The sequence below is a fragment of the Pacificoceanicola algae genome (assembly GCF_049341065.1).
Classification (GTDB): domain Bacteria; phylum Pseudomonadota; class Alphaproteobacteria; order Rhodobacterales; family Rhodobacteraceae; genus Pacificoceanicola.
In genome coordinates this window covers 20532-35237 of sequence record NZ_JBMPIX010000028.1, presented here as the reverse complement: position 1 = coordinate 35237, position 14706 = coordinate 20532, and the positions used below count along the sequence as shown (strand labels likewise).

At 55.3% G+C, this 14706-nt stretch carries 16 protein-coding genes and 1 pseudogene; 11 read left to right on the top strand and 6 right to left on the bottom strand.

The window, feature by feature from the left end; all coding sequences use genetic code 11:
• Window positions 1-38: 38 nt before the first annotated feature.
• The 9 genes from ACOYQJ_RS23195 to ACOYQJ_RS23155 all read left to right on the top strand — a co-directional run bounded on the left by ACOYQJ_RS23195 (window position 39) and on the right by ACOYQJ_RS23155 (window position 6493).
• Window positions 39-1700, top strand: coding sequence for a PQQ-dependent dehydrogenase, methanol/ethanol family (locus ACOYQJ_RS23195; protein WP_303958701.1), 1662 nt, complete (start codon window positions 39-41; stop codon window positions 1698-1700).
• Complete coding sequence (locus ACOYQJ_RS23190) at window positions 1700-2083, top strand: c-type cytochrome (protein ID WP_303958703.1); 384 nt, start codon at window positions 1700-1702, stop codon at window positions 2081-2083. Before ACOYQJ_RS23195 ends, ACOYQJ_RS23190 begins: the two co-directional genes overlap by 1 nt.
• A complete protein-coding gene (locus ACOYQJ_RS23185; protein WP_303958704.1) occupies window positions 2004-2963 on the top strand; it encodes a substrate-binding periplasmic protein in 960 nt (319 codons plus the stop codon). Before ACOYQJ_RS23190 ends, ACOYQJ_RS23185 begins: the two co-directional genes overlap by 80 nt.
• Window positions 2964-3024: 61 nt before the next feature.
• Entirely contained in the window at window positions 3025-3585 is a 561-nt protein-coding gene (locus ACOYQJ_RS23180; protein WP_422908296.1) for a type 1 periplasmic-binding domain-containing protein, read from the top strand.
• Window positions 3586-3594: 9 nt separating this feature from the next.
• On the top strand, window positions 3595-4566 hold the full coding sequence (locus tag ACOYQJ_RS23175) for a YVTN family beta-propeller repeat protein (protein ID WP_303958707.1): 972 nt from the start codon (window positions 3595-3597) through the stop codon (window positions 4564-4566).
• Between the two features lie 21 nt (window positions 4567-4587).
• On the top strand, window positions 4588-5034 hold the full coding sequence (locus ACOYQJ_RS23170; protein WP_303958708.1) for a cupredoxin domain-containing protein: 447 nt from the start codon (window positions 4588-4590) through the stop codon (window positions 5032-5034).
• Window positions 5031-5357 (top strand): ATP-binding cassette domain-containing protein, encoded by a 327-nt coding sequence (locus ACOYQJ_RS23165; protein WP_303958709.1) that lies wholly within the window; start codon window positions 5031-5033, stop codon window positions 5355-5357. The genes ACOYQJ_RS23170 and ACOYQJ_RS23165 overlap by 4 nt, the downstream gene beginning before the upstream one ends.
• Window positions 5270-5494, top strand: a complete 225-nt coding sequence (locus ACOYQJ_RS23160) for an ABC transporter permease subunit (RefSeq protein ID WP_303958711.1) — start codon at window positions 5270-5272, stop codon at window positions 5492-5494. The genes ACOYQJ_RS23165 and ACOYQJ_RS23160 overlap by 88 nt, the downstream gene beginning before the upstream one ends.
• Window positions 5495-5671: 177 nt before the next feature.
• Window positions 5672-6493, top strand: a complete 822-nt coding sequence (locus ACOYQJ_RS23155) for a thiosulfate oxidation carrier protein SoxY (protein ID WP_303958713.1) — start codon at window positions 5672-5674, stop codon at window positions 6491-6493.
• Between the two features lie 271 nt (window positions 6494-6764).
• Here ACOYQJ_RS23155 and ACOYQJ_RS23150 read toward each other — a convergent pair whose 3' ends face one another.
• The 4 genes from ACOYQJ_RS23150 to argE all read right to left on the bottom strand — a co-directional run bounded on the left by ACOYQJ_RS23150 (window position 6765) and on the right by argE (window position 10920).
• Window positions 6765-8075, bottom strand: a complete 1311-nt coding sequence (locus ACOYQJ_RS23150) for a TRAP transporter large permease (protein ID WP_422908295.1) — start codon at window positions 8073-8075, stop codon at window positions 6765-6767.
• On the bottom strand, window positions 8072-8569 hold the full coding sequence (locus tag ACOYQJ_RS23145; RefSeq protein WP_422908294.1) for a TRAP transporter small permease: 498 nt from the start codon (window positions 8567-8569) through the stop codon (window positions 8072-8074). Before ACOYQJ_RS23145 ends, ACOYQJ_RS23150 begins: the two co-directional genes overlap by 4 nt.
• Window positions 8570-8696: 127 nt before the next feature.
• Window positions 8697-9734, bottom strand: a complete 1038-nt coding sequence (locus ACOYQJ_RS23140; RefSeq protein WP_422908293.1) for a TRAP transporter substrate-binding protein — start codon at window positions 9732-9734, stop codon at window positions 8697-8699.
• A gap of 40 nt (window positions 9735-9774) precedes the next feature.
• Window positions 9775-10920 carry an acetylornithine deacetylase gene (argE, locus tag ACOYQJ_RS23135; protein ID WP_422908292.1) on the bottom strand — a complete coding sequence of 382 codons (1146 nt, stop codon included), beginning with the start codon at window positions 10918-10920 and terminating at the stop codon, window positions 9775-9777.
• A 104-nt stretch (window positions 10921-11024) separates the two neighbouring features.
• On the opposite strand from argE, the gene ACOYQJ_RS23130 reads away from it, so the two are divergent.
• Window positions 11025-11981 (top strand): LysR family transcriptional regulator, encoded by a 957-nt coding sequence (locus tag ACOYQJ_RS23130; protein WP_422908291.1) that lies wholly within the window; start codon window positions 11025-11027, stop codon window positions 11979-11981.
• Between the two features lie 313 nt (window positions 11982-12294).
• Here ACOYQJ_RS23130 and ACOYQJ_RS23125 read toward each other — a convergent pair whose 3' ends face one another.
• On the bottom strand, window positions 12295-13248 hold the full coding sequence (locus tag ACOYQJ_RS23125; RefSeq protein WP_422908290.1) for an arginase family protein: 954 nt from the start codon (window positions 13246-13248) through the stop codon (window positions 12295-12297).
• A 15-nt stretch (window positions 13249-13263) separates the two neighbouring features.
• Window positions 13264-14034, bottom strand: coding sequence for a carbon-nitrogen hydrolase family protein (locus ACOYQJ_RS23120; RefSeq protein ID WP_422908289.1), 771 nt, complete (start codon window positions 14032-14034; stop codon window positions 13264-13266).
• Between the two features lie 147 nt (window positions 14035-14181).
• On the opposite strand from ACOYQJ_RS23120, the pseudogene ACOYQJ_RS23115 reads away from it, so the two are divergent.
• Window positions 14182-14695, top strand: a pseudogene (locus ACOYQJ_RS23115) (transposase domain-containing protein).
• The last annotated feature ends 11 nt before the right edge of the window (window positions 14696-14706 follow it).

Genomic DNA, 14706 nt, shown 5'->3' with positions numbered 1-14706 from the left:
GGTGCTGCACAACTAATTGAAATCGGAGGAAAAGTAACATGAAACGCATGCTGTTGGCCGGTGCCTTAACCGTCAGCTTTGCAGGAGGGGTCTGGGCCCAAACTGCGGAGGAACTGGCAAATGATACGGCGACACCCGGCGATGTCCTGACTTACGGGATGGGCCAGGACCAGAAACGCTTTAGCCCGCTGGACCAGATCAACGTGGACAATGTTTCGTCCCTGACGCCGGTCTGGGCCTACAGCCTGGCCGATACGCGCGGGCAGGAAAACTTTCCGCTGATCCGCAACGGGGTCATGTATGTGACCACGCACAAGGCAACGATTGCACTGGACGCAAAAACCGGCAAACAACTGTGGAAGGCAGAAATCGAATATCCTGCCGAGACCCCTCGCGTGGCCTGTTGCGGCATACTCAATCGCGGCGCCGCGCTTTATGATGACAAGCTATTCCGCACAACACTAGATGCGCATGTGATCGCGCTGAACCCGGAAAATGGCGAGGAAATCTGGCGCACAAAAGCAGCAGATTACAAGCCGGGCTATTCTTTTACCGTTGCGCCGCTGGTCGTGAACGGTGTTGTGATTGTCGGCTCTTCTGGAGCCGAATATGGTACGCGCGGCTTTATCGACGGCTATGATGCACAGACCGGTGAACGCTTGTGGCGCCGCCACACCATCGCGGCTCCGGGTGAGCCTGGTGGCGATACTTGGCCCGAGGGCGACGCGTGGCAGAAGGGCGGCGGCTCGGCTTGGTTGACCGGAACCTATGATCCAGAACTGGATACGGTCTATTGGGGCACCGGAAACGCTGGCCCTTGGAACGCGATGGTCCGCCCCGGAGATAACCTCTATGTCACGAGCCTGCTGGCCCTGAACCCCAAAACCGGCGATATCAAGTGGCACTATCAGTTCACTCCGAACGACCCGTTCGACTATGATGGTGTAAACGAGCTGGTTCTTGCCGAGATCGACGGCAAAAAGGTTGTCATGCAAGCCAACCGCAACGGGTTCTTCTACGTGCTGGACAGGACCAATGGCGAACTCCTGGCCGCCAACGGCTTTGTCGAAGACATCAACTGGGCTGAGAAAATCGACTTGGAAACAGGTCGGCCGGTTCTGACCGAAGTCTATCATAAGGCCGTCTCCGGCGAGGAATATAACCTCTGGCCGGGCCCCTATGGTGGTAAGAACTGGTCGCCCATGTCCTATAGCCCCGACAGCAATACGGTTTTCATCAACACCAACCGCTATGGTGCAACGATGAAGGCGATTGAGCCAGAATATCGGGCGGGAACCTTCTATCTGGCGATAGAATTGGCTTGGGACTACCCCGAAGACCACCGCGGCGAACTGCGTGCGATTGACCCGATGACCGGTGATCTCAAGTGGTCCAGCCCAACCGATATCCCACGATATTCCGGTGTCATGTCGACGGGCGGCAATCTGGTGTTTACTGGCAGTCTGACCGGCGAGTTCGAGGCGTTTAACGCCGAGACTGGTGACAAGCTGTGGGAGTTTAACACCGGCTCAGGCATCATCGGCCAGCCAATGACCTGGGAGATGGACGGGAAACAGTATGTGACCGTCGTTAACGGTCTGGGTGGCGTTTACGCCATCTGGGGTGGTGACGAGCGCCTGTCCAACGTCTCAGCCGGAGGCAGCGTATGGACCTTTGCGTTGCCAGGGAGCGACTCGTAATGAAGACACTGCCATTTACGGTAGCAATGATGGCGCTCGTCGGAGCGCCATTGTTTGCCGGTGAAAGCGACGACCCGCTTCTGACCAAAGGAAAGAAGGCCTACAAAAGCCTGTGTTCTAAATGCCATGGCGTTGACATGGTGAATGCAGGCACCTCAACCTACGACCTAAGAAAGTTCCCCAAAGAGCAGCAGGACCGGTTTTACAACAGCGTCAACAACGGCAAGGGGGCGATGCCCGCTTGGGCTGATCTGCTGGAAGAAGGCGAACTGGACGCGCTGTGGCGATACGTTGTGACGCGCGGTGGCAAAGATCCCTTGCTTTCTGATGTGCAAAAGTCGGACGCCAGCGCGGATCAAAAAAAAAATAAAGCTGACGGCTGAAGGAATTTTGACCGTGTGTCTGGCGCGGAATTCCGGCGTTATGTCTGGGCTTCGCGCAAACGGTGGCAGCGGTTTCGACTACCGCATCAGCCAAGCTATCGCGGATCGGCTGAACCTCGAACTGGACCCTGTCTGGTTCGAGGTTGACATAGACAAGGAAGTGAACGCGACCGAGACCACCTACGCCATGTTGTCCTATGGACTGTGTGATCTGGTCCCGGCACATCCTCTGTATGAAAACGCAGTCGGGGCACCCAGCGAACCGCATGGGCTTTTGCCGAGATGGGTTGGCCTGCATGAAGAGCAGGACCCGGAAACGGGACACCGCCGAACAAAGAAAACGCCGCTGGTCAAGTTACAGGATGTCGCCGTTAGTCATCCCTATTACAGAACGGAAATTGGTTTAGTTTTTTCAGAGGGCACCCCTGAGCCGCAAGACCTGCAAAGTCTGGGCGATCGTCGGCTGGCGATACAAAGCACCACACTGTCAGGGGTCATAGTGCATATGCAAGCCCCGGAAGAAACCCGTGCAGGTTCAGTCACCTTTACGCCGGGCAAGAAATTCCTGTGGGAACTGGAGGCTGGCAAAGCCGACATTGCCATTGTTGATGTGGCTGATTACGACGCGCATCTGAAACAGAACCCCATCAGCCGTCTGAAACTCGCAGGCTGGCGTCATCCCATCGGCTTTGACATCGGGATCGCGGCCCTGGCTGAGAACGCCGCGCTACTGCAACGGGTCAATGACATCCTGGATACACTGCTGGAGGACGGCACAATCGAGGCCTTGGCCGAAGCTGAAGGGTTACACTACAGTGCGCCGAAGTCGGCTGAAATCGCGCCGTTGATGACGATGAAAATGTTGCGCGAGATCAGATAGGCTCATGACGAGGTTTCTGATAAATACTGCCGCCTCTTCTGTGCGCATCGCGGCAGGATTCTTGGCCGCTGCTACCATGGGGCTGATGTTCTTCTGCGGCACGGCAATGGCCGCAGAAAGCAAAATTGTTTTAGCCTATATCGAGCTGGTGCGGGATCGGCCTCCGACACTTTCGAACCTGGACGAAATTCCCTCCGACGAAGGTCTGGCGGGTGCCAGATTAGGCATTGCAGATAACAATACGACGGGACAGTTCCTGAACCAGAAATACGAATTACTGGAGTATGTGGTTCAAGAGGCCGAAGGACGGGCCATGCGCCCGATCGACTATGCGACTTGGCTGGCAATTCGATCGGTCGGCGAGGCGGTCACCCGGTCGCAATCGGTGCAGGTCGGCGACGTACGGACATACCTTCTTTCAGACGAATTTAACCTGGCTGGTTTCAAGGGGCGCGGGCTGTCCTTTCGGTCCTGGAACGGGCAGATGCGGCAACCGATCCCGCTGACCCACCCCGAGGCGATAGTGGCCTTGGCTCCACTGGAGGGGTTTCTGCACCAGTTCAGCGAACTTGACACATTGGGATTGGACCGGGGCGAGACCCAATGCATGGAATTTGAATAGGAGCAATGGATGCAACGACCACTTTTGCTGGCCGCACTGATGGGCTTGTCGCTGGCTGGCAAGGCCCAGAGTGACGAGATCTGGGTGTCGAATGAAAAGGATGACACAATCTCGGTGATTGACGTGGAGACTTTGGAAGTGGTTCGTACCGTGCAGGTTGGTGAAAGACCACGCGGCATTACCTTTTCTAAAGACCATTCGGTTTTATACCTGTGCGCCTCGGACAGCGATACGGTTCAGGTGATTGACCCCGACAGCGGAGACATCCTGCGCGAATTGCCCTCGGGTGATGACCCTGAGCAATTTGTGCTGCACCCGGACAACCGCCATCTTTATATTGCCAACGAAGACGACGCCATCACCACCGTAGTGGATACCGAAACGCAAAGCGTGATCGCCGAGATCAATGTGGGGATCGAACCCGAAGGCATGGCAGTATCGCCCGATGGCAAAATAGCGATTACCACCTCGGAAACCACAAACATGGCGCATTGGATCGACACCGAGGCGCAGGTGATCTTTGCCAACACGCTGGTCGATCAACGCCCCAGACATGCTGAATTCACACCGGACGGTAGCCGGTTGTGGGTTAGTTCCGAAATTGGTGGAACAATCATCATTTTTGACACTGCCACGCAGGGCGAGCTTGCCAAAATCAGCTTTGAGATTCCGGGCATTCATGCTGACCGCATTCAGCCTGTCGGGTTTGAAATGACGCAGGACGGCAGCCTTGTGTTTGTCGCGCTGGGTCCGGCGAACCATGTGGCTGTGGTTGACGCCGCAACTTTTGAGGTACTCGACTACATCCTTGTGGGGCGCCGGGTGTGGCATCTGGCGTTCAATCGTGACGACAGCCTGATCTTTTCGACCAATGGCGTGTCGGGCGATGTAACCGTGATCGACGTGGCCAGCCTGAAACCGATCAAAACGATCAAGGTTGGCCGGTTTCCCTGGGGCGCGGCCCTGCGGGAAACGAACTGAATTCATACAGGGAGCAAGACGATGAAAACCGCAATTACCGCAGCGTTGATGATGTGCATGGCTGTCACGGCCTGGGCGGATGATGATAACGATGATGCCGGGTTCGGTGCGGCGGGGATCCTGTCGCGGCAGAACGCGGGTGAGATCCCGGGAATGATCCTGTCTGCCGGCATGCCTCTGCTGGAGGCCGGGAGCGAGATTACCCTGCAGTCGGGCAAGCATTACGAGCTGGAGATCACCGCCGATGGCAGTCAGGAACTGGCCCTGCACGGCGCCGGGTTTTTTCGGGCGATCTGGATCGACGAGATCGTCATCGAGGGTATCGAACTGCGTCCTCTGGGCGTCGATAGTCTAGAGTTTGACGAGGCAGGTAGCGCCGAAATCAGCTTTCTTGCCGTCAAGCCGGGCACTTATACTCTGGGTGTTCCAGGGAATGAGCTGCAGACGGTGAAGATCAAGATCGAATGAAAGATGTGCTGACGGTCGAGGGGCTGAATTTCAACTATGGTGCCAAAACGACCCTCGATAATTTTTCGCTTTCGCTTTCGGTTCCGGAGGGGACGTTCCGCGCCTTGCTAGGGCCGAATGGCGCAGGGAAATCGAGGCTGTTTTTGCTGTTGTGGCGGTTGCTTATGGCCCGGTCCGGGCGCATCCATCTTGGGGGGCATGACCTGTCGGTCGCGCCGAGCCGAGATCGCCCAGCATGCAATCCGCCTTTGGGCTGGTTTTTGACCGCGAACTGGGCTCGCTCAAGATTCTGCTTACCAGCCCGATCCCACGCTATTCGCTGATCTTTTGCAAGATGATGGCCAGCACGGTTGTCTCGATCCTGCAGGTGTATGCGTTCCTGTTGGTAACGGCGCTGTATGGGATCACCTTTCCGGTGCTGATTGGGTTCGACCCGTCTGTCGGGCTGTCCAGGGTATGACGAAGATGAGAACGTCGGGCGTTAAGCGTTGTGAGCGCTTTTTCCGGAGCTATAGGCTAATCCAATATCAATCACAGAAATCGCTCTACCGATGATTGGCTAGGTAATAATGCGAGGGCATGTCTGGTAACAAGGTCACCATCCGAACGTAACGCCCCACATCAGGAGTCTGCCGTCATGTCTCGTCTAATTCCCCGGTTTGGGCTTGCATTTGTATTGGCATCGCTGCCATTGGCGGCAAAACCCGGCGGCATGCCGAATGTGGTGCCGAGCTATATGAAAGACGCCCCTTCCTCTTCGGCGAGCGAGCCCTGGAACCCTGCGTTTTCAATGGCGTACCTAGAAGGCGCAACCCCAAAGGATGGCAGCGAGATCTTTGCTTTCGGTGTCGAGCAAGACGTGCCCGCCCTCTCAGACACCTCGTTCTTTTTTCGCCAATCCGAACAGGATGATCACCAAATTGAACGGCTGAGGATTCTCATCGACAACAACGTGCAGCCGCTGGTTGCCGAGTTTAAGCTTGGTCCGAATATGGGGCGAATTGATCTGCTGGGACAGGTCTGCCTTGAAAAATTCTCGCCTGTTCGGGCGGTGGCTACGGTGGCAGATGGTTCTCATTTCGCAGCGGGGCGATACATCGAGTCTTCTCAAGTTTGCCGCAACTTGAAAGGCAGCCCTTCGGAAACCGGAGCCGCCGAAATTTCAGTATCCTTCCTGGATTTGGATACACCGACAGGTGGAATGCGCAGCGCGCGCTTAGAATTTGCAATGCCGACAGATATGCAGGCGTTGACTAACCAAAGCGAAGGCACCTGCCGTGTTTACGCGATGATTGATGAAACTTTACTCTTTGACATGTTAGGAGAGAGCAACAGCGTTTGTGGAAAATCCATCGGGTTTAATTTCGTCGGTTCAGCAGGCAAAACGCTGACCATCAGCGCTGAATTTGGTGGAGACGTGGCAGTTGAACGCGTGATCGCATTGGACGACACGAACTAACACGGCCTTGACTGTGCCCCGCCCAAGCGGTTGAGAACAGCCCGCTGCCGGACCGTTGGATTGGGAAAAATATTGGCTGTGCCTCCTCTCGAAACTCCGCCATCGGATCAACTGCATCTGTCCTGGCAGGCATGGAATTGATCAACATGATCCGCAAAGGACAATTCACGCCAGGACTCGATCCGGTTCAGCAGTTCACCCAACGAGTAGGGACACCCGGCCTCTAATTCCATTGATGCTCTGCCATCCAAAAATTTTGCGACGGAACCTGCTAACCTCCCCGCATAAGAAGCGGCAGGTAAAGCGCGATCATCGGAAAGGCCAGGAGAATGACCAGCCTCAGGACGTCTGCGAGGATGAAGGGAAGGATACCCCGCATGATGTCAGACTGCCGGATTTCGCCGCCTGCTACATTCTGGATGATGAACAGGTTCATTCCTATGGGCGGTGTGATCAATCCGATCTCGACCACCGATACAATGACGATCCCGAACCAAACCGCGTCATATCCCAGAGACAACACAATCGGAAAGACGATTGGTATTGTCAGCAGGATCATCGAAAGCGCATCCATGAAGCAACCAAGGATGACATAGAACAGCAGGATTATCATCATGATGACCACCGGCGGTAGGGTCGAGCCATCAACCCAAGACGCCAGAAAGTGAGTCAGCCCGGTTCCTTCGAGGAAGAAATTGAACAATGCCGCCCCGATCAAAATCATGAAGATCATGGCCGATGTGTGGGCTGTCTCAAGCGCGGCAGCAATCAGGCCGGACCGGGTAATTCCCATCATCAAAGACAGAAGAAATGCACCAATCGCACCGACGGCCGCAGCCTCGGTCGGGGAAAAGAACCCGGCATAAAGACCGCCAATGACAAGGACGAACAGACCAATGACCGGAAGCACGGCTTTGAAGGCTGTGACACCATCAAGAGCTTCGGCCTCAGATGGGCGCGCGACAAGATCGGGCTTTGACCGGATCATGATCAGGACAGCGCCGACATAAAGCACGGTTGCCAACAAACCCGGCAACAGCGCCCCGGCAAAAAGCTGACCAATGGATGTCTCGGTCAACAGCGCATAGATGACCAATGTGACAGAGGGCGGAATAAGGACCCCGAGTGTTCCGGCGGCGGCAACTGTCGCCGCGCTTATTCCCTTGGCATAGCCCGCCCTGAGCATCTCGGGAACCGCAATTCGGCCCATGGTCGCCGCCGTTGCAAGTGATGAACCACAGATCGCGCCAAAAATGGCGCACGTTCCAATCGTGGCGATGGCAAGCCCGCCGCGGAAACGGCCAACCAGCAGATTGACTGCGTCGAACAGGCTTCTGGACAGTCCGGCATGTGCCGCGAACACACCCATTGCTATGAACAGCGGCACCACGGATAGACCATATGGAAAAACGGCTTCGAAAGGGGCGGAGCTCATCACGAACCCGGCGGCGAACCAACCGTTCATGATCGCAAAGCCGACGATGCCCACCGCAGCCATCGAGATGCTTACGGAAACACCTAGCAGCGTCAGCACGAGCGCGCAGACAAATCCCAGGATGCCGATGACTTGAGGCTCTGTCATTGTGGGAGGCTTTCATTTGTATTTGTGGAACCGCGAAGGAGCGGCTTGAGCAGCAAGACGACGAGGGCGACGCAGGAAAGAACAAGCCCCAGAACCATTGGCAGCCAATAAAGCCACATCGGAAGTGCTATGTTCATCGAAATATCACCGCGGTCGACGACACCCAGCATCCCTTTCCAACTGTACCAGGACAGGCCGCAAACTACGGCAAGGGTAATGAGTATCGTGACGATCCAAAGACGCCGTCGCCACTTTGCCCGCAGCAGGTCGAGCACCAGTTCGACGCGCACATGTTTTTGTTCGAAAAACGTGTAAGGCATACCAAGAAATGCCCCACTGACGACAAACAGTTGTACGTAGTCAACCACGCCGTTGACGCCTGTATTGCTGAATATCCGAAGAAGAATATCAGTCACAGTGATAAGACCCGCCAATCCAAAGGCCAGGGTACCCATCAAAGCAAGAAATTTCAGGCTGCTGCGGAAGAGAGTCATAGTTTCGACTTTCTGTTTGAATAAGCGGGCGGCGTTCGGAAAATGCACCGTGCAGACGTTCTGTGACTGCGGGTGCGCCTCCCGAACGCGCGGCTTGCCGGAAAGATGGCGAACGAACCGTCGTTTGTTACTGTGCCCGGTTTTCGTACTCGGCCTGATACTCGGTGACCAAATCCTTGGCGCGGGCGTAGATGTCGTCAATATTTTCGACACCCTGTTCTTTCAGGCTCGCCAAGTAGGTGCCGATCACCGGCTCCAGCGCTTCTTCCCACAATGCCATCTCGCTCTCGGAAATGGTCACGATTTCGTTGCCGCCCTTGATTGCCAGATCGCGGCCGGGTCTGTCCCACTCATCCCAATAGGTTCCAAACCGATCGACCAGAGGGGCATAGGAGGCCTGATCAATACAGGCGCGGTGTTCTTCAGACAGTGAATTATACTTGTTTTCGTTCATGGCGAAGAAGAAAGAGCTCGCGATCAGCGGAACCTCGGTGTGGTAGTCTAGAACTTCGGCGATTTTGAATGCAAACACGGCTTCCCAAGGGAAGAAGGTGCCAGCGGCTGTTCCTTTGGCCAACGCTTCGTATGTTTCGGTGGCCGGCAAACCAACCGGAACCGCGCCAAGCGCTTCTAGCGCCAAACCGGTCGACTCGGATGCCGATCGAAAGCGAAGCCCTTCCATGTCTTCGGGCACGCGAATTTGTTTGGAGTCGTTTGTGTGAAGGATGGATGCATTGTGAGAATGAATAGCCAACACCTGAAGACCTTCATACGGCGCTGAAATCAGCCCTTCTTCATAGAGTGTCCACAGCATCTTCGAGTTCGCATACGCACTGCGGCCTAGCAATGGCGTATCCATGACAGTCGCGTGTGGAAACCGCCCGCGCGGAACATGATTGAGGCCATGAGCGATATCGACAAGCCCCGCTCTGGTGAACTCTTCCAGCTTGGTTATTTTCCCAAGCTGCGAACCGCCGGTGTGAAATTCGAACTGAATATCGCCGTTGGAACATTCGGTAACCTGATTTGTCCAGTCGGTCGCAAAATCAGTATGAGCCGCGGCTGTCGTCGGCCAGAAATGGGCAAATTTCAAGGTGACGGGCTCGGCTTGTGCGGCGGCCCCCATCACGAGCGAAAGCGAAACACTTGCGATCCATTTATTCATTTTTTCCTCCGGTTTCTGTTGGTTTTGTTTGACGCCACCGTCATGTCTTCATCGTTTCGATAAGGCGGTTCAAAAACTCATCTTGCTGCCGCAGTTGATCCACCTCGATAAATTCGTTGGGCATATGAGCTTGGTCGATACATCCCGGACCCAGGATCGCCGTCGAATACCCGGCCTCCTGAAACTGACCGGCTTCGGTGCCATAGCTTACACTTTTGGCAATGTTCCGGCCGGACAACGCGTTACACAAACGAACGGCATTGCCGTCTTCCTCGGGCCGGAGCGGTGGAATTTCATGCGTCTTCACCAGTTCAGCCTGACTGCCGTCAAACTTCTCGCGCATATCGTGCAGCTGTTCTGCAACAAGCGTCTGAAGTGCATTCAAGTGATCCGCCGCAGTCTCATCCGGCATAAAGCGGACAGACATGTCGATGCGACATTCTTCGGCAACGATATTCGTCGCCGTTCCACCCGAAATGGTGCCCATGTTGATCGTTGTATAACCGGGGTTCAGACCGAAATCCTGACCCCGTTTGGCCTCCAACCGGTCTGCATAGGCGTTCGCGCCCTCCATGAACCGGGATGCATATGTAATAGCGCTGACGCCCAGAGATGGTTTGCTGGAATGGGCGCTTTTCCCTCTGAACCGGGCAATCGCGCCAACCGAACCCTTGTGTTGAGCAACGGTTTCCATTTGCGTCGGCTCGCCGACGATGACCGCGTCAATGGGTGGTAGTTTCTTAACCATTTCCCGGATCATGTCCGGCGCGCCCAAACAGCCGACTTCCTCATCATAAGAAAGTGCCAGATGGATCGGACGCTGCATACCCGCTTCTTTCATTTGCGGAACAGCGGCCAGGCAGGACGCGACAAATCCTTTCATATCGCAAGTGCCCCGCCCATAGAGCCTGCCATCCTGCTGATGAAGCCTGAACGGATCCGTGTTCCAATCCTGATCGGCCACCGGCACAACGTCTGTATGACCGCTTAGAACAACCCCGCCGGCAACATCCGGACCGACAGACGCAACCAGATTGGCTTTCTGCTGTTTGGCGTCAAACACGGTCCAGTAGCGGATTCCATGTTGATCCAGATAGTCCTGTATCCAGCCCAGGATTTCCAGGTTCGACCGGTCGCTCACCGAGTTAAACCGCACCAGCTCAGACAGGATTTCGATTGTTCTCATTTTAAAGTCCGCTTGTTTCCGGAGACAATATCAAGCGCATATTTGTTGATTCAATGGATAATGAAGTATAAAGTTATACAAAAAAGGCATATAGGAAAAAACACATGCGCATGCGTCAGTTAGAGGTCTTCCGCGCAACGATCCTGAATGGGACGCTGTCTGCGGCGGCAAGATCCCTCAACATGACGCAGCCGACCGTCAGCCGAATGTTGGCTGATCTTGAACACTCTCTTAATTTTCCGCTGTTCCTCAGACGCAAGGGGCGTGTTGTACCCACGCCCGAGGGGATGGAGTTCTATCAGCGTCTGGACGATGTCTTTTCCGCCTTTGTACAGCTTCGGCACGCAGCCGATGATATTTCCCGCAACCGGGAAAAAGAGTTGAAAATTGTCTCGCTTCCTGCGCTGTCTGCAAGCGTGGTCCCCGAAACGCTGGCCCGGTTTGCGCTCAACTATCCGGACATCAAGGCACAGCTGATCACGGCCGATATTCCCACCTATTTCAACCTTGCACGCGACCCGAGCGTCGACATCTGCATCGGCAATCAACTTGGTGATCAGCCCGGAGTAGAACAGATTACGCTGGCCAAAGTGGATTACGTCTGCGCTTTGCCGCCGGACCATCATTTGACGGCGCGGACCATTGTGACAGCAGACGATCTGAATGGGGAAAATGTTATTGCCCTGTTGGATGACACCAATCGCGGTTTTGACAAGCACGAGGACCTGTTTCAGTCGATTGATACCCGGCAGCAATTTCAGACGCAGAATTCCGGCAATGCCTATGCCATGGTTTTGCGGGGGCTTGGTATTGCGATTCTGGAACCGTTTTCCGCACCGTTTTGGGCGGCAAATGGCGTCGCCATTCGACCATTTCGACCCAGATTGTCCTATAAATACGCGGCCTGTTATTCTGGCAAGAAAATCCGCAGCTCGGCGGTGGACGCATTGGTGAAAACCGCTAAAGACGTGTTCAAGCAATACGAAAGCGGCCTAGGCCCCTCGAACTCATCTAAAAAGAAGGGCGTTCAATCTGAGTTTCCCGCCAAGCTCAAATCGTGACGCGCCCGAAAGTCCGAGGCGAACTCGCGCTGCCCAACCCGTTAACATTTGCGCAAGGATACCAGACAGGTATGCGCCGTTGGGCCTTGCGCAAGTTGTGAGGTTCCTTTGTCGCACGTCAGGACATTCGGGTTACCGTTCAGGCATTTCGTCGGATCAGATTTGTCAGGCAGAAACCACGCGCCAGTGCTCATTTGGACAACGCCGGGACGACGTCGTCATTCAGAATTGAGGCGCCAACATTAACGCCAGACGCATTGTCTGCTGTGCGGGAAACGTCCTATTGGTCATACTAATAAACGCAGACGCAGTTCTAGCTTTCCTGCCGCGCAATCATCCCCATTGTTGCGGCCACCAGCCGGGACACCGTCAACGCACCAATCCCGTCGATATCGACCTCTGGCATAATCTCCACAAAATCCACCGCCGCAATGCGGCCGCGATCAGCGACGGCTGCGATCAACTCCAGGACCTGATAGTAGCCCAGCCCACCCGGAGCGCGGCCGATGGTGTTGGGGGCAATGGACGGGTCAAGCGCGTCAATGTCGATGCATAAGATCACCTCGGCACCAGGATCAATCTGATCCATCGCGGGCTGCAGCCCGTTGCGATGGATGTCCGGCCCTGTGAAAAACTTGGCGCCCCAGGCAACCGCATCGTCAAAATCCGATGAGTGACCTGATCCGATGCCACGTGCACCCACCTGAATGATCTTGCGAATATGATCCATCTCAGAGGCCCGACGCATGGTAGAGGACAACCCGTAGGTTTCGCCCATGTGACTGTCGCGCCAGTCAATATGCGCATCAATTTGCAAAACGGTATAGGATTTTCCCGTGTCCCCCATAGCGTCCAGCATCGGGATAGGCACCGAGTCGTCGCCCCCGATCAGAATGGGCACCGTACCTCGCCCCGCAATGGTGGAAATGGCATCTCGAATGGTTTGCCGATTGGTGGCAAAATCGCTGTCGCTCCAGGGCAGATCACCACAATCTACAGCGCGGCGGCAGCCTTCGGGAAACGTCGGCCCGCCCAGATCGAAATTGTGCCGATCAATGTTGGCCGTCAATGAGGCAATAGCCTTGCGCAATGACGCAGGCCCATTCTGGGCGTAAGCCCCGACAGAGCCATAGGGCGTAGCACAGGGCGCGCCGATAAAGGCGGATGAGGCATCAATCGCTGCCAGGTCGTCGCATTTTTCGAGGCCCAGAAAGGTCGTGGCTTCGGTCGCACCGAAAAGGGCCGCGAGATCGGGTTTCCGTGTCATTGCGTAGTCCTATCCTTATTCGCCGTAACGGTTGATCATCGTCACAGGGTAATCCTGCTTGGCGGCTTTCGCACGAGAAAGATCAATCTCGACCGAGACAACAGGCCGGTCCGCCGACGTTTCCGCCAACAGATCACCCTGGGGTGAATACACCCAACTGCCGCCGGTGAACCAATCCCGCGCGACCGAGCGGCGGTTTGCCCCGATCACAAAGGCCCCCGACGTGCCCGCGCCCAGGATCGAAGCCGCCCGCCAGCGTGGTGCGTCCCCAGTCGCGCGCGACTGAACGATAATCTCTGCCCCGTTTTGGCCCAGCTTGCGTGGGGTTTCTGCGTACATCAGCTCACTGCACAGCTGTACGCCGATTTGGCGCCCGCCCAGGTCAAACACCTCACCGGGCGCATCCCCGCGATCAAACCAGGGCGCTTCAACTGCCGGGTAGTCGTCGGGCAGATAATACTTGCTGCGCAGGGGGTGAATCTGGCCCTGATCATCAAGATAGATGGCCTGATTCAACCGTTTTCCATCCACATTGACCGGACGAGACGTGATCAGCGAAGCGCTTACGTCTTTTGCGAAACGCTCAAGCCAAATGGCATGAGCTTCAACTGCCTTCTCCCACTGTCCGGCATCAAACTCATCAACGCAGAAAATCCACGGGGTGAACGGCATCTCGGACAGAACGACCAAATCCGGCTTCTCGGCCGCAACGTGCTGCGCAATACCTACAAGCGCGGCCTCATAGCGGTCTGTTTCATCGGGAAATTCGGCTGTTGTGACTTTCATCAGGTGATCCTGTTCTATGTGGGTGTTTCAAGACGGGCGGCGCGCCAGATGGATACCTGCAAGGTTCCTTTGCAAACTTTCGGCCATTGACGCTTTCTGAATTAACGAGTGAATGACGGTCGGTCGTATCAAGTCGAAAGCCAGCTCATGATTTCCTTTAAAGGCTGTCATTATCCCAAGGAAGCGGTTTTGCCCACCGTTGACTTCTACCTGCGGTACAAGGCTTCTTGTCGCGACTTGGAAGAGATCATGGTTGAGCGCTGTGTGCGAGTTGGCCATGTCACATTGAGTAGGTGGGTTGTGAAAGACTCGCCGATCGCCGCAGTTCGTGCACAACCAAAAACGTGTCCAACGCTGAGTTCATGGCGCATGAACTCAGCCTATAATCGCGTGCACGGTAAGTGGATGTTTCTTTTTGAGAAATGAACTGAAGCTTGGAGCGGTTCGGTTGTCCAGCCAAAGTACAGTCGATCAAGTCCAAATATTTGAACAGGATCACAGAATCATCAAACGGTGCGTGCGGAACATGTGCGGGATTAAGCCTTTCAGATCGGCTGAAGCCACATTGGATGGGATAGAGGAAGCCAACATGATCCGAAAGAAACAACTCTCTGGCGATACGGCTTCCTGCATTCAGCAATTTACCCAACTGGCAGGATAAGCGTGCCTTGT

Excerpts from the sequence above, each read along its gene's own strand:
- ACOYQJ_RS23150 (WP_422908295.1), bottom strand. The coding sequence starts at position 8,075 with ATGACAGAGCCTCAAGTCATCGGCATCCTGGGATTTGTCTGCGCGCTC.
- ACOYQJ_RS23130 (WP_422908291.1), top strand. The coding sequence starts at position 11,025 with ATGCGCATGCGTCAGTTAGAGGTCTTCCGCGCAACGATCCTGAATGGG.
- ACOYQJ_RS23120 (WP_422908289.1), bottom strand. The coding sequence starts at position 14,034 with ATGAAAGTCACAACAGCCGAATTTCCCGATGAAACAGACCGCTATGAG.
- argE (WP_422908292.1), bottom strand. The coding sequence starts at position 10,920 with ATGAGAACAATCGAAATCCTGTCTGAGCTGGTGCGGTTTAACTCGGTG.
- ACOYQJ_RS23160 (WP_303958711.1), top strand. The coding sequence starts at position 5,270 with ATGCAATCCGCCTTTGGGCTGGTTTTTGACCGCGAACTGGGCTCGCTC.
- ACOYQJ_RS23165 (WP_303958709.1), top strand. The coding sequence starts at position 5,031 with ATGAAAGATGTGCTGACGGTCGAGGGGCTGAATTTCAACTATGGTGCC.
- ACOYQJ_RS23125 (WP_422908290.1), bottom strand. The coding sequence starts at position 13,248 with ATGACACGGAAACCCGATCTCGCGGCCCTTTTCGGTGCGACCGAAGCC.
- ACOYQJ_RS23155 (WP_303958713.1), top strand. The coding sequence starts at position 5,672 with ATGTCTCGTCTAATTCCCCGGTTTGGGCTTGCATTTGTATTGGCATCG.
- ACOYQJ_RS23140 (WP_422908293.1), bottom strand. The coding sequence starts at position 9,734 with ATGAATAAATGGATCGCAAGTGTTTCGCTTTCGCTCGTGATGGGGGCC.
- ACOYQJ_RS23190 (WP_303958703.1), top strand. The coding sequence starts at position 1,700 with ATGAAGACACTGCCATTTACGGTAGCAATGATGGCGCTCGTCGGAGCG.
- ACOYQJ_RS23145 (WP_422908294.1), bottom strand. The coding sequence starts at position 8,569 with ATGACTCTCTTCCGCAGCAGCCTGAAATTTCTTGCTTTGATGGGTACC.
- ACOYQJ_RS23175 (WP_303958707.1), top strand. The coding sequence starts at position 3,595 with ATGCAACGACCACTTTTGCTGGCCGCACTGATGGGCTTGTCGCTGGCT.
- ACOYQJ_RS23195 (WP_303958701.1), top strand. The coding sequence starts at position 39 with ATGAAACGCATGCTGTTGGCCGGTGCCTTAACCGTCAGCTTTGCAGGA.
- ACOYQJ_RS23170 (WP_303958708.1), top strand. The coding sequence starts at position 4,588 with ATGAAAACCGCAATTACCGCAGCGTTGATGATGTGCATGGCTGTCACG.